Annotated in this window: 23 protein-coding genes; 6 read left to right on the plus strand and 17 right to left on the minus strand. The window is 41.3% G+C overall.

Annotated features, from left to right (window positions below; genetic code table 11):
- Positions 1-55: 55 nt before the first annotated feature.
- From MKY34_RS02015 to MKY34_RS02075, 13 genes are all read right to left on the minus strand, one after another.
- Positions 56-325, minus strand: a complete 270-nt coding sequence (locus MKY34_RS02015; protein WP_342513593.1) for a hypothetical protein — start codon at positions 323-325, stop codon at positions 56-58.
- 336 nt (positions 326-661) lie between these two features.
- The gene (locus MKY34_RS02020; protein WP_342513594.1) at positions 662-2152 is read right to left on the minus strand and encodes an aldehyde dehydrogenase family protein; all 1491 of its coding nucleotides are present in this window, start codon (positions 2150-2152) and stop codon (positions 662-664) included.
- Between the two features lie 16 nt (positions 2153-2168).
- Positions 2169-3062 (minus strand): 4-hydroxy-tetrahydrodipicolinate synthase, encoded by an 894-nt coding sequence (gene dapA / locus MKY34_RS02025; RefSeq protein ID WP_342513595.1) that lies wholly within the window; start codon positions 3060-3062, stop codon positions 2169-2171.
- Between the two features lie 71 nt (positions 3063-3133).
- Complete coding sequence (locus tag MKY34_RS02030) at positions 3134-4156, minus strand: TRAP transporter substrate-binding protein (protein WP_342513596.1); 1023 nt, start codon at positions 4154-4156, stop codon at positions 3134-3136.
- 29 nt (positions 4157-4185) lie between these two features.
- On the minus strand, positions 4186-5469 hold the full coding sequence (locus MKY34_RS02035) for a TRAP transporter large permease (protein ID WP_342513597.1): 1284 nt from the start codon (positions 5467-5469) through the stop codon (positions 4186-4188).
- 19 nt (positions 5470-5488) lie between these two features.
- Entirely contained in the window at positions 5489-6007 is a 519-nt protein-coding gene (locus MKY34_RS02040; protein ID WP_342513598.1) for a TRAP transporter small permease, read from the minus strand.
- Positions 6008-6380: 373 nt separating this feature from the next.
- Positions 6381-6953: an XRE family transcriptional regulator gene (locus MKY34_RS02045; protein ID WP_342513599.1), complete on the minus strand. Its 573-nt coding sequence runs from the start codon at positions 6951-6953 to the stop codon at positions 6381-6383.
- A gap of 335 nt (positions 6954-7288) precedes the next feature.
- The gene (locus MKY34_RS02050) at positions 7289-8779 is read right to left on the minus strand and encodes an aldehyde dehydrogenase family protein (protein ID WP_342513600.1); all 1491 of its coding nucleotides are present in this window, start codon (positions 8777-8779) and stop codon (positions 7289-7291) included.
- Between the two features lie 17 nt (positions 8780-8796).
- Positions 8797-9690: a 4-hydroxy-tetrahydrodipicolinate synthase gene (gene dapA / locus MKY34_RS02055; protein WP_342513601.1), complete on the minus strand. Its 894-nt coding sequence runs from the start codon at positions 9688-9690 to the stop codon at positions 8797-8799.
- A 30-nt stretch (positions 9691-9720) separates the two neighbouring features.
- The gene (gene nhaC / locus MKY34_RS02060; RefSeq protein ID WP_342513602.1) at positions 9721-11151 is read right to left on the minus strand and encodes a Na+/H+ antiporter NhaC; all 1431 of its coding nucleotides are present in this window, start codon (positions 11149-11151) and stop codon (positions 9721-9723) included.
- Between the two features lie 48 nt (positions 11152-11199).
- On the minus strand, positions 11200-12120 hold the full coding sequence (locus MKY34_RS02065) for a proline racemase family protein (protein WP_342513603.1): 921 nt from the start codon (positions 12118-12120) through the stop codon (positions 11200-11202).
- On the minus strand, positions 12121-13161 hold the full coding sequence (locus tag MKY34_RS02070; protein ID WP_342513604.1) for a proline racemase family protein: 1041 nt from the start codon (positions 13159-13161) through the stop codon (positions 12121-12123).
- Positions 13161-14342 carry an FAD-dependent oxidoreductase gene (locus tag MKY34_RS02075; RefSeq protein ID WP_342513605.1) on the minus strand — a complete coding sequence of 394 codons (1182 nt, stop codon included), beginning with the start codon at positions 14340-14342 and terminating at the stop codon, positions 13161-13163. Before MKY34_RS02075 ends, MKY34_RS02070 begins: the two co-directional genes overlap by 1 nt.
- A gap of 163 nt (positions 14343-14505) precedes the next feature.
- On the opposite strand from MKY34_RS02075, the gene MKY34_RS02080 reads away from it, so the two are divergent.
- From MKY34_RS02080 to MKY34_RS02095, 4 genes are all read left to right on the plus strand, one after another.
- Positions 14506-16239, plus strand: coding sequence for a sigma 54-interacting transcriptional regulator (locus MKY34_RS02080; RefSeq protein ID WP_342513606.1), 1734 nt, complete (start codon positions 14506-14508; stop codon positions 16237-16239).
- Between the two features lie 93 nt (positions 16240-16332).
- Positions 16333-16587 carry a (2Fe-2S)-binding protein gene (locus MKY34_RS02085; protein WP_342515166.1) on the plus strand — a complete coding sequence of 85 codons (255 nt, stop codon included), beginning with the start codon at positions 16333-16335 and terminating at the stop codon, positions 16585-16587.
- Positions 16584-16922, plus strand: coding sequence for a (2Fe-2S)-binding protein (locus MKY34_RS02090; RefSeq protein WP_342513607.1), 339 nt, complete (start codon positions 16584-16586; stop codon positions 16920-16922). The genes MKY34_RS02085 and MKY34_RS02090 overlap by 4 nt, the downstream gene beginning before the upstream one ends.
- Positions 16915-18141, plus strand: a complete 1227-nt coding sequence (locus MKY34_RS02095; protein WP_342513608.1) for an FAD-dependent oxidoreductase — start codon at positions 16915-16917, stop codon at positions 18139-18141. The genes MKY34_RS02090 and MKY34_RS02095 overlap by 8 nt, the downstream gene beginning before the upstream one ends.
- A gap of 81 nt (positions 18142-18222) precedes the next feature.
- Here the strand turns inward: MKY34_RS02095 and MKY34_RS02100 are convergent, their stop codons facing one another.
- The 4 genes from MKY34_RS02100 to MKY34_RS02115 are packed head-to-tail and all read right to left on the minus strand — an operon-like array spanning position 18223 to position 22195.
- On the minus strand, positions 18223-19200 hold the full coding sequence (locus tag MKY34_RS02100; protein WP_342513609.1) for an oligopeptide/dipeptide ABC transporter ATP-binding protein: 978 nt from the start codon (positions 19198-19200) through the stop codon (positions 18223-18225).
- Position 19201: 1 nt separating this feature from the next.
- Positions 19202-20221, minus strand: a complete 1020-nt coding sequence (locus tag MKY34_RS02105) for an ABC transporter ATP-binding protein (protein ID WP_342513610.1) — start codon at positions 20219-20221, stop codon at positions 19202-19204.
- A 13-nt stretch (positions 20222-20234) separates the two neighbouring features.
- The gene (gene opp3C, locus MKY34_RS02110) at positions 20235-21263 is read right to left on the minus strand and encodes an oligopeptide ABC transporter permease (protein ID WP_342513611.1); all 1029 of its coding nucleotides are present in this window, start codon (positions 21261-21263) and stop codon (positions 20235-20237) included.
- Entirely contained in the window at positions 21260-22195 is a 936-nt protein-coding gene (locus MKY34_RS02115) for an ABC transporter permease (RefSeq protein ID WP_342513612.1), read from the minus strand. Before MKY34_RS02115 ends, opp3C begins: the two co-directional genes overlap by 4 nt.
- A 321-nt stretch (positions 22196-22516) precedes the next feature.
- Here MKY34_RS02115 and MKY34_RS02120 point away from each other — a divergent pair, with 321 nt between their 5' ends.
- Entirely contained in the window at positions 22517-24208 is a 1692-nt protein-coding gene (locus tag MKY34_RS02120; protein ID WP_342513613.1) for a peptide ABC transporter substrate-binding protein, read from the plus strand.
- Between the two features lie 58 nt (positions 24209-24266).
- Complete coding sequence (locus MKY34_RS02125) at positions 24267-24605, plus strand: hypothetical protein (protein WP_342513614.1); 339 nt, start codon at positions 24267-24269, stop codon at positions 24603-24605.
- Positions 24606-24892 lie beyond the last annotated feature (287 nt).

The raw sequence follows: 24892 nt of genomic DNA on the forward strand, positions 1-24892 counted from the left end.
GTTTCCTATAAATAAAAAAAGGAATGGAGATGACAACCGTCTCCATTCCTTTTTACTATTCTCTCGAAAAATGCCCAAACCAGAACTTATTCAATAGAATGATGCTTCCACTTAACATAAAAATACTAACTTCCGAAGCTTTATCAATAGAATACATACATACAGACAATATCCCAAGTGCAAATACAAGCGAACCGATTATTTTAATAAAGGGTGCACAGTTTTCTCGAATCACTAAAGAAATGATTTTCTCCCCAACCACCATTAATATGAAAGTAACAAGTAACGCTCCCACCATCATTGCTAGAAATTCCACTAATCCCATCATTGATTCCCCCTTAAAAATCTACTTACTGTATATAAAGAACAATTTTGAATCCGACCTTCCAAGGATGCCCCCACGTCCATTTGTAAGGCGGCTATATCGAATTCACTTGTTCAATATATTCAGTATAAATGAATCAAGAATTGTATAACCTCGGCTTTTCAGAATACAATTACGATAGTGTTGGCAATTCTACAGCTAAAACTGCAAGCTCAACAGCTCCGGGATTCGGCAGGATTCTTAAATGGCTAATCGCTTGCGAGACAGGTTTGTTTTGAATAGCCTTCAAGGTGAAAAACGACCTCAGCATCACATCATCCGAGGTCGTTCAAACACTTACTGCTTAATATTCACAAAAACACTTTTCACTTCCGTATAGTTCTCCAATCCATACTCGCCGCCCATTTCGCGTCCGATTCCGGATTGTTTATAGCCACCAAATGGCATCGTTTCCCACTCAAGACCGAAGTCATTGATCCACACTGTACCAGCTTGTAGTTTGCCCGCAATGTAATGGCCTGTTTTAATATTTTCTGTCCAAACACTCGCTGCTAATCCGTAATCGCTGTCGTTGGCACGTTTGATAACCTCTTCAACCGTATCGAAAACAAAGATGGACATAACTGGCCCAAAGATTTCTTCACGTGCGATGGTCATATGATCTTCTACGTCCGCAAAAACAGTCGGTTGCACGAAGAAGCCTTTGTCATATGCTTTGTCGCCGCCCGCAACTAAACGTGCACCTTCTTTTTTCCCAGACGCAATATAGCCAAGGACTGTTTCTTGTTGTTTTTTAGAGACTAGTGGCCCCATATCTGTTGCTGCGTCCATTCCTGGCCCCACTTTTACATCATTGACACGTTTCACGATGCCTTCAACGACTTCATTGTAGATGGAGCGTTGGACGAAAATACGTGTTGTCGCACTACAGTTTTGTCCATGGTTGTACATCGTCCCATTGAATGCGCCTTCAATTGCCTCTTCTAAGTTCGCATCTTCAAGGATAATCGCCGGTGATTTTCCACCAAGTTCTAACGTTACGCCTTTAATTTGCTCCGCCGCTTTTTTCATCACTTCTTTTCCAACTGCTGTTGATCCTGTGAACGCCACTTTGTTCACGTCTTTATGCATGATAATGGCATCACCTGCTACACGACCTGCCCCCGGAACGACGTTAACAACGCCATCTGGGAAGCCTGCTTCTTTAAACAACCGTGCTGCATAAAGAAGGGATAGCGGTGTTTCACTCGCTGGCTTAATGACGACTGTACAACCTACAGCCAATGCTGATCCAAGCTTCCACGCCGCCATTGCGAGCGGGAAGTTCCAAGGAATAATCTGCCCAACAACGCCTACTGGTTCATGAACCGTGTAATTCAAATAATCTGGAGAGATCGGTGTCGTTTTGCCCAATAATTTCGTTGCCCACCCTGCATAGTAGCGGAAATGTTGAACCGTGCCATCGACGTCATCCGCCAAAGCCACCTCATACGGTTTTCCATTATCAAGTGCTTCCAACTGCGCAAGTTCTTCACGGTTTTCTTCCAATAAATCCGCAAATTTGTAGATGAGATGAGAACGATCAGCTGCTGCCATCTTCGTCCATTCACCTTCATCAAACGCTTTGCGTGCAGCCGCAACCGCTACTTCGATATCTTCCGCTTGTGCTTCACTTACTTGTGCAGTGACTTCTTCATTCGCTGGGTTCACAACGTTGAATGTTTTTCCACCAATCGCTGGTACGTATTCTCCATTGATATATAGGCCTTTAACGCCTTCTAAAAATGCTTGGACTTTTGGTTTTAGTTTATAATCCGTTGCTTTCATCTCTAGTTCCCCTCCCTCAGTTTTTGATTGCTTCTAGGCTATACATTAACTCTTTTAGTTTCGCATCTTCTTCTTCGCTCAATGGTAATCTTGGACGACGGCATGGTCCACCTGCCAAGCCTTGTAGTTCCATTGATCTTTTCGCAATCTGCACGTATTTCCCAGAGCCTTCAAGGAACTCGCATAGCGGAAGTAGTCGATCGTACAATGCCCACGCTTCGTCCATTTCCCCTTTTTGAACATGGTTATACAAATCAGTCACAAGCCGTGGCGCAATGTTTCCAGATACGGAAATCCAGCCTGTTGCCCCAACAAGAAGGGATTCAATTGCCAAGTCTTCAGAACCGCAGAATACTTCAAGGAAGCCTGCACCTTGTCTTGCGATGTCGCGCGCTTTGCCGATACCGCCACTTGATTCTTTAATATGTGTAATGTTTTCCACGTCGCGTCCAACACGTAAAATCGTTTCTGTACTAATATCAACACCTGATGTGAATGGATTGTTGTAGATCATAATTGGAAATTTAACAGATTCTGCAACTGCTTTAAAGTGTTCATAGATTTCATCCTCTTTTGGATGTGCATAATACGAGTTAATTAATAATGAAGCATCTGCCCCAGCTTTTTCAGCCTGTTGTGTGTATTCAATCGCATCCGCCGTTGTTTCAGCTGCTGTTCCAACAACGAGTGGAATCCGTCCATTAACTTGGGCAACTGCCACTTCAACTGCTTTGAAACGCTCTTCCTTCGTCAAGCTAACAAACTCACCTGTACTACCGTTGATTGCGATCCCCGCAACGCCTTCATTGATAAAGTGCTCGATATTATTTTTAAAACCCTCCCAATCAATTTCCTGTTCGTTAAGCATTGGTGTGACTAGTACTGGGAATACCCCTTCAAGTTTTACCATAATAAATTCCTCCTAAGTGTGTTGTTTTATAATAGTAGAAACTACAAGAACGCGCTTAAATCTCGATATTTTTATTTCTTTGCTGCTTGAATTTCATCGTAGAGTGCCTTTCCATCCGGAATGCTTTTGATAAGAGATTCATGCGTTTTTTCAGCTTTCTCTTTGAATCCCGATAGGTCTGTCTCGACAATTTTAACTCCATCTTCTTCAGCTTTCTTCAACGATTCCTCATAGGCTTGCCCGTAAAACTCAATACCTTTCTTCAGGCCTGCATCCGCAGCTTCCTGCAAAATTTGTTGCTGATTATCTGAAAGGTCGTTCCATTGTTTTTGGGACATGACCAATAAAGCCGGAAGATAATGTGATTTCGTAAGGTTATAATACTTTGCTACCTCATTAAATCGATCATTCATAAACTGGTCAGGTGAAATATCACCACCGTTTACAACACCTTGCTGTAACGCCATATAAACTTCCGAATAAGCCATCGGTGTAGGTTGTGAACCAAAAGCATTATACGTATCAACATATCCTGGAGCCTGCATAACTCGTAGTTTTAGCCCCTTCATATCTTCTACTGTTTTAATTTCTTTTGTGGAGAATACATTTCTCTCCATCGCAGTTAACCAACCTAGTCCAACTAATTGATGATCTTCAAGCATATCTAAATACTTTTTACCAACGTCACCACTCAATACTTCATTCGCTTGATCAAAGCTATCAAACAAATACGGAACATCGAAAATCTCATACTCTTTAACCGTATTTTCCAATGCTGCTTGTCCTGAAACAAACATTGAAATTGTTCCGGAGCGAGCCGCTTGAATCATTTTTATTTCATCACCTAATTGAGATTGCGGGAAAGATGTAATTTTAATGGATCCTCCTGATTTCTCTTCCGCCACTTTTGCCATTTCATCAATCATTACTTGGTAATGACTATCCGGTGTTAAGATATGTCCGATTTTCAATTCTACGTCTTTCTCTTTACCTTTCTCCTTCTGATCACCAGAGTCCGCAGATTTTTCAGAACAACCAGTAACAATCACCATAAATAGTGCCATTGTTAAAATTAAAGACAATACTTTCCTCATTTTCTCCACTCCTATTTAGTTTATTTGGATTAGCCAATAATCGAAGGAAGCCACGTTGACAAAGGTGCCCAGTAACTGATAATTATTAAATCAAAAATTAGAACTGCTAGGAAAATAAGTACCGGTCTTATTAATTGCTCTATTCGAAGACCTGCAATTTCACAAGCAACAAACAAATTGACACCTAATGGCGGTGTAACCATCCCAATAGCTAGATTCACAATCATAATCATTCCAAAATGGATTGGATCAATCCCATACAGCATAGCAACAGGAGCTAGAATAGGGCCTAAAATGATAATCGCAGCTAATGTTTCTATAAACATTCCCGTTATTAACAAAAAGACATTTGTTAATAATATAAATACCAATGGGCTATCAGATAGACTAATTACTAAATCGCTTAATTTATGCGGAACTTGTTCAATCGTTAATATGTAAGCAAAGACTGAAGCAAAAGCCACAATAACTAGAATAATTGAAGTTGATATAGCAGATTTTGTGAATATAGGTCCTAAATCGCTCCACTTCAATTCTTTATAAACAAACAAACCAATAATTAAACTATAGAAAACTGCGACTACCGCCGCCTCCGTTGGTGTGAATAACCCGAAGTAGATACCTCCAAGTATGATGATTGGCATAAGCATGGCAAACAATGATTGACGAAATGCAATCCATAAGTTTCGGGACCACTCACCCACAGTTATCACTTCAACTTGATCAAACTTCTTAACTCTCGCAATAACAACAACCGTTATCATTAAAGAAATCCCGATAAAGACGCCAGGTAGAATACCAGCTATAAATAGACTTCCTACAGATACATTTGCTACTAACCCGTAAACAATCATTGGTATTGATGGTGGTATGATTGCCCCCAATTCTCCAGACGATGCTGTTATAGCCGTAGCGAAGGGTTTTGGGTATTTCTTTTTTGTCATTTCCGGAATTAAGCTTGAGCCAATCGCTGCCGTTGTAGCGGAAGATGATCCCGAGAGTGTTGCAAAAAACATGGATGTTAACACAGCAACAGATCCTAATCCTCCACGGAACCAACCTACCAAAGCATTTGCTAATCCTATTAGTCTTTTTGCAATTCCCCCAGTTTGCATTAAATTACCCGCCAATATGAAAAATGGAATTGCCATTAAAGTAAATGAATCTAGGCTCTCAAATATATTTTGAGCCAATACACTAAGTGGAAGCGCATTCATTTTCAATGTAATAACAGATGATAAACCTAATGATATTGCAATAGGTACCGAACAGATAAACAAAAAAAGTAATGCTATAAATAATACTTGAATCATCGTCTCATCCCCCTTTGCTTCAGATAGGGCCAACCTCATCTTCAACAGTCACGCCTCTGATATCATCCCCGTTGTGAATCGTTTCGATTAGGTACGCTAAAGTATTTATTATCATCAAAGCAGCCCCTACCATCATGGAGGCATATACATAGGCTTTACTTATTTTTAAGACGGGTGCAGTTTCAGTAAAACCAAATTGGAACCACTCAATCCCTACAATAAGCAAAATAACATAAAAGACTAAACTCACGATATGAGCGGAGAGTTTTAAAATTTCTCCCCATTTCCTTGGTAGAGCAAATACAACGGAGTCAATCGCAATAAGTTTTGCTTTTCTCGTTGCAATCGCGCTACCTATAAATGTAAGCCAAATCATCAAGTATTTTGCAATCTCTTCTGACCAAGGTACGGAAAATTGTTCGAAGATAAATCTGACTAACACTTGAAGCATTACTACTACAGCCATTACTCCTAATATAATAGCCAATAGCTTTTCTGCAAGGGCATTGATTTTATCTACTACTTTTACAAATACCAAAGTATCCCTCCTTCATTTCTTTTTTAAACCTCATTTACATATAGATTTCAAGTTGAGTGATTATTGAGTTAATTAAGATCAATAATATTATAGGTTTTCAAATAATCCCTTCCACACTCTAACTATTAAAATTTATTACCCCGTTTTTTCATACTACTTTAATATTTTCACCTCCACTTCAATTTATGTGTAAAAAAAATCATCTCGCAAACCCCAATATTCTGTTTATTGCGAAGATGATTGCTCTTTCGTTAATTATAATGACCTTTTTGTCATTGTCAATGTATTTTGAATAAAAACTTTCAATTTAGATAATAAAGACTTCATACAGAAAGTACGTTCCTACGAATGACACACCTTCATTCGCACCCTGTTAATGCATTTCAAAACTATTCAGCGTACTATTCACGGAAGCTACTACAATTAAAAGTTTTACTGGTCCTTCAGATGCGTTAAACCATGCATGTGGGTTTGTAGATTCAATATGTAAACTATCTCCAGGATAAAGAAGCTGCTCTTCATTATTTAAAATAACCGTCAGCGTTCCTTCTAATACATATAAAAACTCTTGTCCTTTATGCGAATAGGGTTTTTTCTGTGTTTCTCCAGGTAGTAATGTTGCAATAATCGGTTCAAAAATCGGATTTTGAAAGTCCCCTCCTAAGTTAGCAAAACTAAAACTCATATCCCGATAGTTAAGTTCCTTACGATCTTCTTTCCGTGTAATACTCGCACTTTGGGTAGCAGTTGCTTGGAAAAAGTGACTTACATTCACTCCTAGTGCTTCTGATATTTTCTTCAAAGATGTCATTGTAACAGAACTTTTAGATCGTTCCACCTGTGACAGGAAACTAATAGAAAGACCACTTTTTTTAGATACGTCACTTAACGTCATCCTCTTCATTAACCTTAAATCTTTAATATTAGCTCCCAATTTTTCATCCATAATTGCACCTCCGACTATTCTGAAAATTAAACTTATCATATAGTTAGATTAACATATTTCCTATTATTACGAAGGCTTTCAGCTCAATTTTATCAGCTATACTATTCTTCATTCAATCTTTATAACATGATTTACAACTCTAATTATATGTACAAATAATCTCTGATTCATCAATTTTCACCTTCTTAAAACGCTATTACTCACTCCTGATTTCACTTTGATATTCCCTAAAAAATATTGGAATTATAGCTTTAAAAACATTCTATCATTACCAGAAAAACCAATCCCGCAATAAAAAATAGGATTGGTTCACCTGACTTATACTGTTCAAACACTTACTGCTTAATATTCACAAAAACACTTTTCACTTCCGTATAGTTCTCCAATCCATACTCGCCGCCCATTTCGCGTCCGATTCCGGATTGTTTATAGCCACCAAATGGCATCGTTTCCCACTCAAGACCGAAGTCATTAATCCACACTGTGCCCGCTTGTAGTTTGCCGGCAATGTAATGACCCGTTTTAATATTTTCTGTCCAAACACTCGCTGCTAAACCGTAATCGCTGTCGTTTGCACGTTTAATGACTTCTTCGACTGTGTCGAAAACGAAGACAGACATAACCGGCCCAAAGATTTCTTCACGCGCAATGGTCATATGATCTTCAACGTCCGCAAAGATGGTCGGCTGTACAAAATAGCCTTTATCAAATGCTTTCGCTCCACCCGCGACGAGGCGTGCGCCTTCTTTTTTCCCTTGCTCGATATAGCCAAGGACCGTTTGTTGCTGTTTTGCTGAAACGAGTGGCCCCATTTCTGTTTCTGAATCCAATCCTGGTCCTAGTTTCAATGCGTTAACACGCTCTGCCAATGCTTCAACGACTTGCTCATAATGAGAGCGATGAACGAAGACACGTGTACATGCACTACAGTTTTGCCCATGGTTGTACATTGTCCCGTTGAATGCGCCTTCGATTGCCTCTTCCAAGTTCGCATCTTCAAGGATAATCGCCGGTGATTTTCCACCAAGTTCTAGCGTTACGCCTTTAATTTGCTCCGCCGCTTTTTTCATCACTTCTTTACCAACAGCTGTCGACCCCGTAAACGCCACTTTATTCACGTCTTTATGCATGATGATGGCATCGCCTGCTACACGTCCAGCCCCTGGTACAACGTTGACAACGCCATCTGGGAAGCCTGCTTCTTTGAACAGACGCGCTGCATAAAGAAGGGATAATGGTGTTTCACTCGCTGGCTTAATGACGACTGTACAACCTACAGCCAATGCTGACCCGAGTTTCCACGCCGCCATTGCGAGCGGGAAGTTCCAAGGAATAATCTGCCCAACAACGCCTACTGGTTCATGAACCGTGTAATTCAAATAATCTGGAGAGATCGGTGTCGTTTTGCCCAATAATTTCGTTGCCCAACCTGCATAGTAGCGGAAATGTTGAACCGTGCCATCGACGTCATCCGCCAAAGCCACCTCATACGGTTTTCCATTATCAAGTGCTTCCAACTGCGCAAGCTCTTCACGGTTTTCTTCCAATAAATCCGCAAACTTATAGATTAAGTGAGAACGATCAGCTGCCGCCATCTTCGTCCATTCACCTTCATCAAACGCTTTGCGTGCAGCCGCAACTGCTACTTCAATATCTTCCGCTTGTGCTTCACTTACTTGTGCAATGACTTCTTCATTCGCCGGGTTCACAACGTTGAATGTTTTTCCGCCAATCGCTGGAACATATTCTCCATTGATATAGAGGCCTTTAACGCCTTCCAAAAATTCTTGGACTTTTGGTTTTAGTTTATAATCCGTTGCTTTCATCTTCTCGTTCCCCTCCCTCAGTTTTTGATTGCTTCTAGGCTATGCATTAATTCTTTGAGTTTCGCATCTTCTTCTTCAGTCAATGGTAGTCTTGGACGACGGCACGGTCCGCCTGCTAGGCCTTGTAGCTCCATTGATCTTTTCGCAATTTGAACGTATTTTCCAGAGCCCTCAAGGAACTCACATAGTGGAAGGAGTCGATCGTACAATGCCCACGCTTCGTCCATTTCACCTTTTTGAACATGGTTATACATATCTGTTACAAGGCGTGGCGCAATGTTTCCAGATACAGAAATCCAGCCTGTCGCCCCAACAAGAAGGGATTCGATTGCCAAGTCCTCAGAACCACAGAATACTTCAAGGAAGCCTGCGCCTTGTCTTGCGATGTCGCGCGCTTTGCCGATACCGCCGCTTGATTCTTTAATATGTGTAATGTTTTCCACGTCACGTCCAACGCGTAAAATCGTTTCTGTGCTAATGTCAACACCCGATGTGAATGGGTTGTTGTAAATCATGATTGGGAATTTTACGGATTCCGCAACGGCTTTGAAGTGTTCATAGATTTCATCCTCTTTCGGATGTGCGTAGTACGAGTTGATAAGTAATGAAGCATCCGCTCCAGCTTTTTCAGCCTGTTGTGTGTATTCAATCGCATCCGCCGTTGTTTCAGCTGCCGTTCCGACAACGAGTGGAATCCGTCCGTTGACTTGCGCAACCGCTACTTCAACTGCTTTGAAACGCTCTTCCTTCGTCAAGCTGACGAACTCACCTGTACTACCGTTAATCGCGATTCCCGCAACGCCTTCATTGATGAAATGCTCGATATTATTTTTAAAGCCATCCCAATCGATTTCCTGTTCGTTAAGCATTGGTGTGACTAGTACTGGGAATACCCCTTCAAGTTTTACCATAATAAATTCCTCCTAAGTGTATGTTGTTTTTTATGATAGTTCTAAATCTGGTGTTTTTACCTTGTTCTTTTCCGCTACAGTTTCCTGCGGTTTCGTATACCAAATGAATTTATTCGTATAGCCATAGATAATTGAAATGATGATAACTAAGAAGTTAAACCACAGGAACGGCAAATAGCTCATTGTCGATACGCCTAGCGCCGCCGCCATGAACACACCACCATCTGACCAAGGAACCATTGGCGTGGTGACCGTTCCACCCGCTTCGGTATTTCTGGATAGCACACGACGATCAATGTTCAAACGATCATAGTTTTCTCCTGTAATTTTACTAGCCGTAATAATCGACACATATGCGCCACCAAACAAGTTCCCGAGAAAACCTGCAAGAATGGTAGACACTGTTGTGCGTCCTGCATTGTGCGCCCAAGTCGCCAAGTAGTTGCCAATCGCCTTTAACACACCGATTTTCTCCATCAATCCGCCTACTCCAAGCGCAAAGATAATCAATGCAATCACGTCGAGCATGAACACAATCCCACCACGATTTAACAGGTTATCGATAAACGCAACGCCTGACTCGATGGAATTTCCTGCGTACATAATATTAAACGCTTCCAAAAACGTTGCCCCTTGGAATAAGAAAGCCCAAATGGTCCCCAAAAAGGCCCCAAACAAAATAACTGGAATAGACGGCATTTTAAACGCCAGCAAAGCGATAACGATAACTGCCGGCACTAACATATACCAGCTAATGCTGAAGTATTCCTTCAAAGAAGCCATCGTTGACGTTGCAGCACTTAAATCTCCATTGCCACCGTAGAAAAATCCTGCAATCAAGAACAGCACTGCTGCAATGACCCAAGCAGGCCCACTGACACGCAACATCGATTTAATATGATCAATCAAGTCCACTTTCGCAAGGGAAGCGGTCATTACCGTTGTGTCGGATAACGGTGATAATTTATCCCCAACGTAACAACCTGAAATAACTGCACCCGCAACGAGCGGTAATGGGAAGCCAAAGCTCGCTCCAATGGCCATCATAGCGATTCCCGCCGTTCCTGCTGATCCAAAAGAAGTTCCCGTTGCAATAGACGTCACGGTACAAATGATAAATGCGGCCATTAAAAAGATATTCGGTTCAATAATCGCAAGCCCATAGTAAATGATAGACGGCACAACGCCCCCCGCAATCCATGTTCCAATCAATGCCCCAACGGACAATAGCACAAGTACCGCTTCCAGCCCATCATTGATTCCGTTCAAAAGCCCTTTCTGCATATCCATATAGCTGTAACCGATTTTCAAGCCAACGATTAGGATTAGAAACCATGTTGTCAACAACGCCAAGTGAATCGAAATGTCGAATTTGATGATAAACAACACCATAATCAACCCAAAACCGATTAACACAAATAACGTTTCCGCCAAATTAGGTAATCTTTTTTCCGGCTCCATACAATTCCCCCCTATCTATTTTCCGTGGCCATCTCCCAACCAAATGCCTTACGCTAACAAAAAGCCGTCTTTCAATGGATCATCTTGGTCAAAGATGAACTCATGTGACCCCGTGACAAATGCTTCTGTTTCCAGCGAAAATCGACTCGCACCTTCTACAAGTACCTTCGCTGTCAACGAACTGCCGAAAATGCTATCATTCTCGATTTCACTAGGTCCCTCTGATGTATTCAACAGAGACGTCAGAATTGCAAACGTACTATCTACACCAGGTGACCGAAGGATATAGCCATCCTGTTCAAATGTGACAGAGCGAACTTTATGCCCTGACGATGCGCCCGATTCCACAAGAACGACTCCCGCATACTCGACGTTCTCTTTCGTCAGTTCTGCCGTCTTGGCAATTCCCCAATTGTTTAATACTGCCAAGTGTTCAAGTTCAATGCCTGGAATAGACTCAGGCAATGTATACAGCAAGTAATTTCGAGCATTGTCTACTTGCACCGTTACATATTCCGGATTGGTATTTACAACGGAACAAGCTTCACTTTCAATGGCAACAGCCACTACTTCTTGTTGCTTTACAGTGGCCTTGACCGTGTAAATCCCCTTCACCGTTTCCACTTGATAACGATCATCCGCAGTTCTTGTCAAATTCCCGGTTTCAATTAATGCCGTAACCGTCGCTAGCAAACCTTCATATTTGAAATTCATCACTGCTTCGTGATTGAAAAACAATAACCGAAGATTGGCATTACTTGATGGGACTACTACACAACCATGCATGCCACGATGGCCCCGCGGTTCATTCAACAATAGATGCTTTTCATTCGTAAAGTTGCGTTGCAATTCGTCGTGATTCGCATGAACATCACTCCCTAAAAATGCGATAGGAGATTGTGTAACGATGCGAAACGCTTCACCACCTACATGTGTATCGATGGTGTTATACATTTTTTCAAAGTTCACTTAGACACCTTCTTTCGCTGGTTCATGTTCCATTGGTGGAATGAGTAAAAATCCTTCCCGCAGTGGATCCTTTTCATTGTAGAAGAAGCGATGCATGCCCATAATCCAAGCGGAGCCTGTTACTTCTGGAATCACTGCTTCCAAATCCATCACAGTTGTTTCTTCGACTACACGCGCTTTAAATAACGTACCGACAATGCTTTCATAGACAAAGCGCTCATCCAAGCCGAGCTCTTTTTTCTTGTAAAGCGTTGCCAATTTCGCGGAAGTACCTGTGCCACATGGCGAACGATCGATGCCTCCTGGCGGTACAATGACCGTATTTTTCAAATCCGCATCTGGATGGACCGGGTCTGTGAAAAATTCGATATGTGTCAATCCATTAATGAACGGAAACTCTGGATGCACGATTTCTTCTACAGCGTTAATGGCGTTGCGAATGTCAATGCCTTTATTAATAATGTTCGTCGCATTGTCCTCCGTCAGTGAAAGACCGAGTTTTCGTGCATCAATGATGCCATAGAAATTACCCCCATACGCAATGTCACATTCCACATGACCAATGCCTTCTACATCAATCTCGATGGACTTCAACAAAAAGGAAGGGACGTTGACAAATGTGACTTCTACCGCTTTGCCATCGACAACTTTAACGTCTACGTCGATGAGCCCCGCTGGTGTATCCACTTTAATATTCGTCAAAGGCTCATGCACTTCGATTAAGCCTGCTTCTACAAGCGCCGTACAAAAACCGATCGTATCATGTCCGCACATCGGCAAATAGCCACCAGTTTCCACATAAATGACACCAACATCTGCATCTGGATGACAAGGATCTGTCATTAAAGCACCTGACATAACGCCATGCCCACGCGGTTCATTCATAAGGAAGTTGCGAATCCAGTCATAATGCTCTTCCATATACAACATTTTCTCGGACATCGTATTGCCTTTCAAAGGAGGAAGCCCACTAATAACGGTCCGCGTCGGATTACCGCCCGTATGCGTATCAATCGTTGTGAATAATCGTTGATAATTCATTAGCTCATCACCTTTTCTTTGAAACGGGTAACCCGCAACGGCTCAATCGGAATACACGTCTCTTTTTCAGTAATCATTTCTTCAATTAACTTACCTGTCACCGCGGCCAAGCTAATGCCATCCCCTTCATGTCCCGCAGCTATGAAATACCCTGGGATATGATCGACACGAGAGATAATTGGCAAATGATCCTCCGTCCACGGTCGTAACCCGGCATATGTTCGGATGACCGTCATATCCGCGATTTTCGGATAAAAGCGTACCGCACGTCTCGCAATGGCTTTCGTCACCTCATGATCGACGCGCGTATCAAATCCAGAAAATTGACGGCTACTGCCAATCAAGAAATTTTGCGCTTCCGTCGGCTCAAACACTAGCGCGACACCGTATTTCTCCGTAATTGGATCGACTATACGCTCACCACCAAATTTGGAAATCAGATACCCAAACTCCATTACTTTACGCAAGCCGACCGGTTGTTGCCTCGAAGCGACAATGATTTGCCCTTTTCTTGGGATAATCGGAATTTCTAAATCGAGCATCTCACCTAATCTTGGTGCCCACACTCCACCTGCGTTGACAACTTGATTCGCTGTATAGGTTCCATTATTCGTTTCAATGATAAATTGACCTGAACCATTTCTACGCATATTCTTCACTTCAGTATTCGTATGAATTTTAGCCCCTTGTTTTTCAGCACTATGAAACATGGAATACGTCAATATGTATGGATTGACAGTCGAATCAGTTTTACACTCCAACCCACCATATAAGTCATCTGCAAAATACTTCGACTCATTGCGTAAGTCTTCGCGATCCAACATTTTAAAATCTAGTCCTGCTTGCTGTTGCCGATTGACCCATTGATTCGCCGCTTCCATTTCAGCATCGCTCTCACAAACTAAGATACTGCCTGGGTTACGATATTCAAATGAAACTTCGAGATCCTTATCCAACTCATGAACGAGCTGTTGGCTTTTTAATGACATTTGGCTGTCAAATCCCGGGTCTTTATCAATCGCAAGGATATTTCCATCACATCTGGAGGAGGTACCACTTGCTAATTCGTTTTTCTCAAGGACAGTAATGTCCAGACCCGCCTTCGATCCATAATAGGCAATTGCCGCACCGATAATGCCACCACCGATAACAACAACATCCCGATGTTGAGTGTTCCCCACAATACTCCTCCTCTCGCTCGCTTATTCACTAAATACCTATTGCAAGTTGCGTGCCAACATTTAAAAACAATCAAAACTATTAATACCCATTGAATTTTCAATTTATTTATGTAAAGATAATTATACAGTTCAAAAATATTTGACAGTTAAGGTGGCTAATTATATGAAATTTTCACATCATCTACTTGAGAAACTCGTAGACAAAGAATTTATCGTCATAGATTTTGAAAAAAATTCAACCACATTAGCTTTGCTAATCGAAAAAGAAGGACCAAAAAAAGTATTTCTTTCGCTCGATGGCCAAATGCATTACGCCTACATCGATGACAACACTCGAAAAGCCCACTATGCGGCATGCCCTACGATTGTATATAACCGCCCATTAGATGAAGCACTGAGCAAGATTCAACCGGATATCCCCGCCCTCATTACCAATGAAGCAAATGACTATATCGGCTTTGTCACCTATGAAATCGTGGCGAAAAATCTATCCAAAGAGTTTGAGCGTACACAAGCTTATTTGCATACCATTTTGCAAACGATTGACGAATCCTGCACAGTCATCGATAAGGATGCGAATGTTTTACATTGGACAAAGGGTGCTGAAAAAATCTTCTCTGTCGCAGAAGCGGATATCGTCGGCAAACCGATTACAGATTTCTTCAGTTCCGAGCGTTTAGAAATCTTGAATTCCATGCAAAATGGGACGTCCGTCTATCACCACCAGCATCACGCCCGCAATGATCTCGTCGTGATGATCAATTCAAATCCCGTCTACTTGCATGATGAAATCATCGGTGCCGTTGTATCTGAAACCGATATTACGAGTCAAATACGCTTAAATAACGAGCTCTATATGACTTCTGAAAAACTCTTTAACCTTGAAGAAGAAGTGCGAAAATCCTTACCTTCTGTTAGCCCTTTCCCCTCTATAAGAGGCAATAGCTTCGCATTAAAACAAACATTAGAAATCGTCAAAAAGGCTGCAACAACAAACGCTGCAGTCTTAATCTATGGGGAAAGCGGCGTCGGGAAAGAGCTATTTGCGAAAGCGATTCATAATTTGCGCGAAGCTGACGATGCACCCTTTGTCGCCATTAACTGCGGGGCGATTCCAAGCGGCTTATTCGAAAGTGAAATCTTTGGGTATGAAAAGGGGGCATTCTCTGGGGCCGACCAAAAAGGGAAAAAAGGAAAAGTTGAATTAGCTAGAGGTGGCACCCTATTTTTAGATGAAATCGGTGAAATGCCTTTAGAAATGCAAGTAAAGATCCTGCGCCTACTACAAGAAAAGAAGTTTTACCCCGTTGGTGGCACAAAGGAATTGGAAGTCGATTTCAGAGTTGTTGCGGCCACGAACCGTGATTTAAAGGAACTTGTCAAAGAAGGCAAGTTTAGAGAAGACCTGTATTATCGTTTAAATGTCGTGAATTTTAAAGTGCCGCCCCTTCGCGAACGACTTGAAGATATTATTGAATTAACCCATTACTTCCTATATGAAGTGTCCGTTAAATACAACCGCCCAATCCATGGCATTTCGCAAGCTGTCATGCAAGCTTTACTACAACATTCATGGCCAGGGAATATTCGAGAGCTCAAAAATGTCGTTGAACGGCTCGTCGTATTTTCCGATAATGGGGAGATTAATATCGAAGATCTTCCTACTGAAATGGAAGAAACTCCACAAGCTATAACTACAACACAGAGCATTCAACCGTTCCAGCCAGTTGGCCATGAGCATTTATCACTTAGTGAGCAATTACAAGAATATGAAAAAGATATTATTTTAAGAGAACTAGCCCGGGCGAACGGCAACAAGTTGCTATGCGCCAAAAATCTAGACATCACAAGAGCAACTCTCTATAACCGCATGAACAAATTAGGGATTAAATTGTGACTTTTAAATTATTGGCACTCTTCTTGCATATGTATTCACTATGCATATAGTAACTAGTTTGATGATGGGGTGATTCAATTGACGGAAAATAATATGATTATTTGTAGATGTGAGGAAGTAACTTATGGCGAATTAGTTGAAACGGTTGAACAATATAACTGTACAGCAAGGGAACTAAAGCTCCGAACGCGCGCCGGTATGGGCTATTGCGGTGGCAGAACCTGTCGTACAGCGGTCGATAGCATCGCACAAGCGAAGATAGACAAAGATGTTACGCAAATCACATTGAAATACCAACCACCTATTCGTCCCATTAGTTTTGGTAATTTAGGAGGTGCAGAAAAATGACGGGAAGAATTCTAACGCATCCTGTACTCGATGCAATTGATGAAACAGCAATGGTTTCCTTCACTTTTAACGATAAAGAATACCAGGGGCTGCCGAACGAATCATTAGCCGCAGCACTGTTAGCAAACGGTGTTCGCACGCTACGCCTGCATGAAGAAAGCGGTACGCCACGCGGTATTTATTGCAATATTGGTCATTGCTTCGAATGCCGTGTGACGGTCAATGGACAACAAGGCGCAAGAGCTTGTTTAACACCCGTTCAAGAAGGCATGGTTGTTACAAGCGGCGAGAAACTATTGACATCTGTTCGCGATTGGAGGTCACAAAATGCATAAGGTTATCGTAATCGGTGCAGGTCCCGCGGGTTTATCCGCCGCCATTAGTATGGCAGAGCACGGAATAGAAGTTCTTGTACTCGACGAGTATATGATTGCGGGTGGAAGATTATTAGGCCAACTCTATGAAGAGCCGAACGGCAATTGGTGGAATGGCATTAAAGAATCAAAAAGTTTATATGAACGCGCATTGAAACTCGGTGTTCAAATTCAACTTCAAACGCCTGTATCTAATATCGAGAAGATTGATGACGAATGGGTGATTTATACAGAGTCCAAAACGTACTACACATCCCACTTATTACTTGCAACTGGTGCAGCAGAAGCACCTGTACCCGTACCTGGTTGGACACTACCAGGGGTTATGTCTGTCGGTGCAGCCCAAGTCATGACAAATGTTCACCGTGTCAAACCCGGTGACAAAGGCGTCATTATCGGTGTAAACGTGCTGTCTTCTGCGATTGCCATGGAACTGAAAATCGCTGGAATCGATGTCGCTTGCATCACATTACCGAAAATGAGCAAAGTGACAGAGGAATCAGGTAATCCAATGGACGTCATGAATTCACTCTTGCACGTCTCCCACATGGCACCTTCCGCCTTCGTCAAACTCGGTAGTAAACTGATGACAAATGATTTCATGAAAAAAATGGGCATCACGTTCTTCCCTAAAAACGGCGTCAAAATGTGGGATATCCCAATCATGCTACGCAAAGCCGTCATTGAGATTTACGGCGAACAACAAGTCGAAGGGGTTACCATCGCGACGATTACACCAACAGGTGAAGTCATTCCCGGAACTGAAGAAAAAATTAGTGCAGACTTCGTATGCATCGCAGGCGGCCTATATCCACTAGCCGAACTAGCCGCAGTCGCAGGCTGTCCGTTCTACCATATCGAAGAATTAGGCGGTTACGTTCCCCTTCATAACGAGCGCATGGAAACTGCAGTAGAAGGATTATACGTTGCGGGAAATATTACGGGAATCGAAGGTGCAAAAGTAGCCATTAGCCAAGGCATCACAGCAGGGCTATCGATTGCCCAAAACCGAGGCGGCCAAATTCAAGAACAACATATTCAAGCCGCGATACAAAACATTCAAGAAACACGCGCAAATGCTTACATTCAATTCCATCCTTCCGTGCAAGCCGGAAAGCAAAAACTCCAAACATATTGGGAGCAGCATCTGAATACTACGAAAAGCGCAGTTCATAGTTAATAAGAAAGAGCGATAAACCACTTGGGTTTATCGCTCTTTCTTATCGTAGGCGGGAGCGTCAACTCCTTAAGCCTTCATTTCTCAGTTCTTTTCATTGTATAAATGGCAAGCAACCCAATGATTATCCCGTACTTCTTTCCACTCCGGCTTCACTTCCGAGCAAGTTGCAAATGCCTTTGCACATCGCGTACGGAAAGGACAACCACTTGGTGGAGATATCGGACTTGGCACATCACCTTGTAAAATAATGCGTTCACGGCTTCGTTCTGTTTTAGGGTTAGGCATCGGGATAGCCGACAACAAAGCTTCTGTATACGGATGAAGTGGATTTTCATACAAATCTGTCGCTGTTGCTAATTCCACCATATGCCCTAAATACATCACACCGATGCGGTCACTAATATGTTTAACCATCGCTAAATCATGCGCAATGAATAAAATCGTCAAATCATGTGATAGTTGGAGATCTTTCAGCAAGTTAACAATTTGCGCTTGAATCGATACATCCAATGCAGATATTGGCTCATCCGCAATAATAAATTCAGGATTTAACGAAATGGCTCTAGCAATCCCAATCCGTTGTCGTTGTCCTCCACTAAATTCATGCGGATAGCGATTTGCATGCTCTGCGTTCAAACCTACCGTTTCAAGCAACTGCTCAATATACGCATTCAATTCCTTTTTAGGTACGAGCTTATGTGCCACTAGCCCGGCACTAATAGTCTCTCTAACACTCATTCTTGGGTTTAAAGAAGCATAGGGATCCTGAAAAATCATTTGTACCTTTCTTCTAAACTCTAATAACTCTTTTTTACTTTGTTTTTTATTTACATTTTTCCCATTAAAGATAACTTCTCCTTCTGTCGGATCGTACAACTGAATAATCGTTCTCCCCGTTGTCGATTTGCCACATCCGGACTCTCCAACTAACCCTAAAATTTCACCTTTATAAATATCGAACGTCAAACCATCAACAGCCTTCAAGGTTGTGCTGGTATTTAGCTGAAAATGCTTTTTTAACTGCTTGACTTCAAGCAACTTTTTTCTATCTGTTTGCATATTATCCCTCAATTCTCGCGGTTTCAGGAATTTCAACGACTGGAGAGCGCTCATCAAGTAACCAACAAGCCGTTTTCAATGTTTCGGTTGTTGCGACGACTTCAGGGTGCTCATGTACACAAATACGCATAACATACGGGCACCTCGGTGCAAACGGACATCCTTTTGGTGGGTTGGCCATATTTTGCGGAGTCCCTTCAATCGCAATGAGTCGCTCCCCCTCCCGATCCAGTCGTGGAACCGATGATAATAATCCCCATGTGTATGGGTGTTTAGGTTGATAAAAAATCTCATCAACCGTCCCCGCCTCAACTACTTTCCCACCGTACATCACGGCAACTCGGTGTGCCATATTGGCAACAATACCCAAATCATGTGTAATAATAATAATAGCCATATTCAACTTCTCTTGTAAGTCTTTTAACAAACTCATAATTTGTGCTTGAATCGTTACGTCTAAAGCAGTAGTCGGCTCATCTGCAATTAAAATTTTAGGATTACATGCTAAAGCGATTGCAATCATCACACGTTGGCGCATCCCACCCGAAAACTCATGCGGATATTGCTGAATGCGCTTTTCTGGATTGGGAATACCGACTAAATGGAGCAATTCTTTTGCCCGATTATAGGCTTCCTCTTTGCTCACTTGCTCATGTTTCATAATCGATTCTGCAATTTGCCTACCAATTTTCAGCGTTGGATTTAAAGAGCTCATCGGATCCTGAAAGATCATACTAATCTCTTTTCCACGAATCGTATTCAATTGCTTTTCCGTTTTTTCCAATAAATCTTCACCTTTGTAAAGAATCGTTCCTTCCTTAATGCGTCCTGGCGGTTGGGGAATTAGTTTCATAATCGCCTGCGCCGTTACGCTTTTACCTGATCCGGATTCCCCAACAATCGCTAGTGTCTCTTTTTCCCGTAGATCGAATTCTACATTACGAACTGCTTGAACCTCTGCGCCATCTGTTAGAAATGAGACGACTAACTGTTGTACACTTAACAGAACATCCTTTTCCACTCTATCGTCTCCTTTATTGTTTCATTTTCGGATCGAGCGCATCGCGTAATCCATCACCAAGCAAATTAAAATTAACGAGTAATAAACTAATGATTAAGCTTGGAAACAGTACTAAGTACGGGTAGATTTGAAGTGACTCAAATCCATCATTAATAACTGTACCAAGTGAGGCCATTGGAGCTGGTAAACCGAGCCCAATAAAACTTAAAAAGGCTTCAAAAAAAATAGCGCCTGGAATGGTAAACATCGTTGTAATAATAATTTGAGCCATCGAATTTGGTAAAATATCTTTTATTAATATCGTAGAATTTGATAACCCTAATGTTTTGGAAGCTAGTACATACTCCATATTTCTTAGCTTCAATACCTGCCCCCTAATCACCCTCGCCATACTGACCCACCCGGTCAAAACAATGGCTATAATAATAGACAGCAACCCTGGTTTCAAAACAATAATTGCTAGAATAATAATAACGAGATTCGGTATTCCAACGAGCACCTCAATAATACGCTGCATAATATTATCGGTTCGTCCCCCGAAATAACCCGAAATCCCTCCATACGTTACACCGACACACACATCAATGATGGACGCAATAAAAGCAATGAGCAAAGAAATTCGTGTACCATACCAAACCCTTGTCCATTGGTCACGTCCAAATTGATCCGTACCAAACCAAAAAGCTTCTTCCACACCCATCAATTCATATTGATCCACCCCATCGGCATAGCCATCGAATGGCAACCAATGAATGTCGGCAAGCGCCGGAATTTTAGGCGGCAAAAATGCGCGCGTCACGTCTTGATCTTTATATGTGTAACTAGTCATCGCGGGGCCGACTAAAGACATCACCACAAGAAACAAAATACTAATCAGGCTAAACATCGCCCATTTATTTTTCAATAACGTTTTAGCTGCTTTTTTCCAATAACCATCTACTTTTTTGTCCGCATGAATATCCTCATGTATCTCGTCATGGTAGTTTACATGCCCAAAGAGATTTTCATGTGCCTTTTTAGGTGCCTCTTTCTGTATAGTCATTTTTCTCCCCCTAACTTAATCCGCGGATCGACGACACCGTATAAAAGGTCTACGATGAAAACAATGGCAATGAATAATGCAGAATAAAGAAGTGTTAAGCCCATAATCATCGGGTAATCGTTCGTTGTAATGGATACGACAAACTGCTCTCCAATGCCAGGAATCGAAAAGATTTTTTCAATGACTAGAGAACCTGTTAAAATAGCAATCGTCAAAGGCCCTAACATTGTAATAACAGGTATGAGCGTATTTTTCAGCGCATGCTTCACAATAATCGTACCTTTGGATAGCCCTTTTGCCCTTGCCGTTTTAATGTAGTCTTGATTCAACACTTCCAACATTTCCATCCGTATGTATCGTGCGATTGTCGATATGACGACAAAAGAAAGCGCTAAGGCAGGCAGTACATGATGCTTCCAATCACCCCAATACGCCACTGGTAGCCATTCTAATTTCACAGCGAAAAAATATTGCATAAATCCTGCAAAGACAAAAGACGGAACAGAAATACCAATTACTGATATGACTGTCGTCCCGTAATCCCAAAATGTATGATGTTTAATACCGGAAAAAATCCCTAACAGCAAACCAACAATAATACCGATAAACAATGCCTCCATCCCCAAAATAAAAGATGGCTGCATCCGATCAATGATAATATCCGTTACGCCTTGATTCTTAAACTGGAAAGACATCCCTAAATCGCCCTTAAAGAAATCAAGTACATAATGATAAAATTGCACGGAAATAGGATCATTTAATCGATAATGTTCTTGCAACATTTCCAATTGTTGTGCCGTTAACTTATCCTGGTTTTTAAACGGGGAGCCCGGTAGTAATTTCATCGTGACAAATGTAATCGCCATGACTAAAAAAAACGTGACGAACATATAAAATACACGCTGAAACAAATAACTTTTAATAATTCGCATCACACATCTCCTCTTTTCTACAAATCTACTCAGCACCATTATCAAATTAGTTGCAATTTTCATGCCAATAATATGACCATTAACGATGGAATATCTGTCTAATATTTCGACAGTACTGTAAAAATAATTGACTTAATAGATAATATTCTTTCTTTTTTGACACTATTGTGTTAGTAATTTGTCCGGCGCATATTCGCTCCAAATTTCTTCATTCCCTTAAAACCGTCATTAGTTCCTACGAATTAGGAATTGTCTGAAATTATGGCATGTAAGTTGCATATATCCTATAAATGTAGGTACTTATATTAAGGAGGGGTTATGATGAATGCTCGTAAGAGAAATTATTTCTTTATACTCGTGCTAGCTTTTACACTACTATTAGCAGCTTGTAGTGACGACGGTGGTAAAGAAAAAGAAAATGGAGATGCAAAACCAGATGGGAATAAAGACAGTGGAGGAACAACAGAGCAGACGTTAAATTTATCGGGAACTGCTGATTTCACTTCACTCGATATTCACCACGCTTCAGACGCACCTTCATTTGACGCACTTTATCAAATCGGAGCAGGTTTTATGACATTTGATAAAGATGGGAACTTTATACCAGACTTAGCTTCTGAAGAACCAACAACAAATGATGATTTAACAGTGTACACATTTACCATTCGTGATGATGCGAAATGGTCAAACGACGAACCTGTTACAGCAGATGATTTCGTATACTCATGGAAACGAGCAGTGAATCCAGATACGGCTTCTGAGTATTCCTTCATTTTTGAGTCTGCTTCCATTTTAAACGCAGCGAACATTCTGAATCCGGATAGCGATTTGCATGGAAAAGTAGATGAATTAGGGATTAAAGCTTTGGACGAAAAAACAGTTGAAGTTACATTGGAAAAACCGACACCTTATTTTGTTAGTTTAATGACTTTCCCGCCATTTTACCCTTTAAACGAAGCATTTGTTGAAAAGGCAGGCGATCAGTATGCAACAAATGTAGAACAATTATTATTCAACGGACCGTTCAAATTGGCGGAATGGAAAATGGGCGATGGATGGACTTTCGAGAAAAACGAAACATACTGGAATGCAGAAGATGTCAAGTTGGACACAGTTCAGTATAAATTGGTACAAGATGCCGCAACGCGTGTAAACCTATACAAAACAGGACAGCTTGATTTAGCAGAGGTAAATGCTCAATTCATTACACAATTTAAAGACAGTGAAGAGCTAATTACAGGCGAATTAATGTCCGACATGAAGTTTATGCGTCTCAATAATCAGCATGAAGCTCTGGCAAACCAAAATATTCGCAGTGCTATCTACAACGCTTTTGATCGCGAAAAAATGATTGACTCATTGTTAAAGAATGGTGCAAAACCTGCGCGTTATGTTGTACCAAGCGAATGGGCTTTCGATGAAAACGGTGCTGATTTCCGAGATAAATATCCACAGATCAACGACAAAACTGTCGAAGAAGCACAAGAGCTTTGGAAAAAGGGATTGGAAGAGATTGGAAAGACAGAAGTGAGTATCGATATTATGTTTGGGGAAAGCGACACGAACGAAAAAATCGTTACGTACTTGCAAGCGCAGTTGGAAGGTAACTTACCAGGGTTAACTATTAACCTAGACAAGCAACCATACGGCCAACACTTGAAATTAGAAGGCGAGCAAAAATATGATATTTCTTATTGGGGATGGCTGCCTGATTTCCTTGATCCAATTACCTATTTAGATATTTGGATTACGGATGGACCTTTTAACCGTACAGGTTTCTCTAGTCCCGAATATGACGGCATGATTGAAAAAGCAAATACACTAGGTAATGACCCAGCAGCACGATGGGCAGTATTACAAGATGCAGAGAAGGTTTTATTTGAAAATGCTTCCCTCGTACCTATTTTCCAAAATGCACGTTCATATGTGCAAAAGACATACGTTAAAGATTTAATCCCAAGAAACTATGGCCCAACATATGATTATCGTTATGCCTATATTGAGAACAAATAAATGGATTAAAGTGCCCTTGTAAGAGGGCACTTTTTCTTCAATGAAGGGAGAATAAGTCATGCACAAAAAGTGGATTATATTCGTCTGTAACTGTGTACTCATCATTTTATTATTTTTCACATTAAACGAAGGCGTTGGATTAACGAAATGGATCAATGCCATGTTTTATATAACTATTTTAAATATGGTGTTGTTTTTATACTTATTTATTGTAAAAGGAAAGTTTTTTGATGGCATCATGCATAGTTTCCAGCAAATCTTAGGACAACAATATGCAAGTAATAGGCGATTACCTTCTGAAACCGTGAATATTTTTACATATGAAATCATTAAGTTCAATTTCTTTGCATTGGCAGGCGCTCTATTCGTTATACATATTGTGTATTTTGTTGGATGACTGATTACAATGAGCCAAGTTGATGGGAGATGCTTTGTATTTTCACTGAACGATTTCTGGTCCATTCTCGGTCATGATTCATGACAGCTTTAGGGGAGGTATCAAATGCAATTCCTCCTGTTCGAAGAGCGAGTATGTCTAAAAATGACTGTGTCATTTCTAGACATACTCGTTTTCATAATGCTATTGCGAAACAGTACCTGTCACGTCCCTCCAATCGATCAGTGAAAAATACGGTTGCTTGGAAAGAAAAGAATCGATGGCTTTCTATAAGGATTGTAAGTGCC

Source organism: Sporosarcina sp. FSL K6-1522 (genome assembly GCF_038622445.1).
Classification (GTDB): domain Bacteria; phylum Bacillota; class Bacilli; order Bacillales_A; family Planococcaceae; genus Sporosarcina.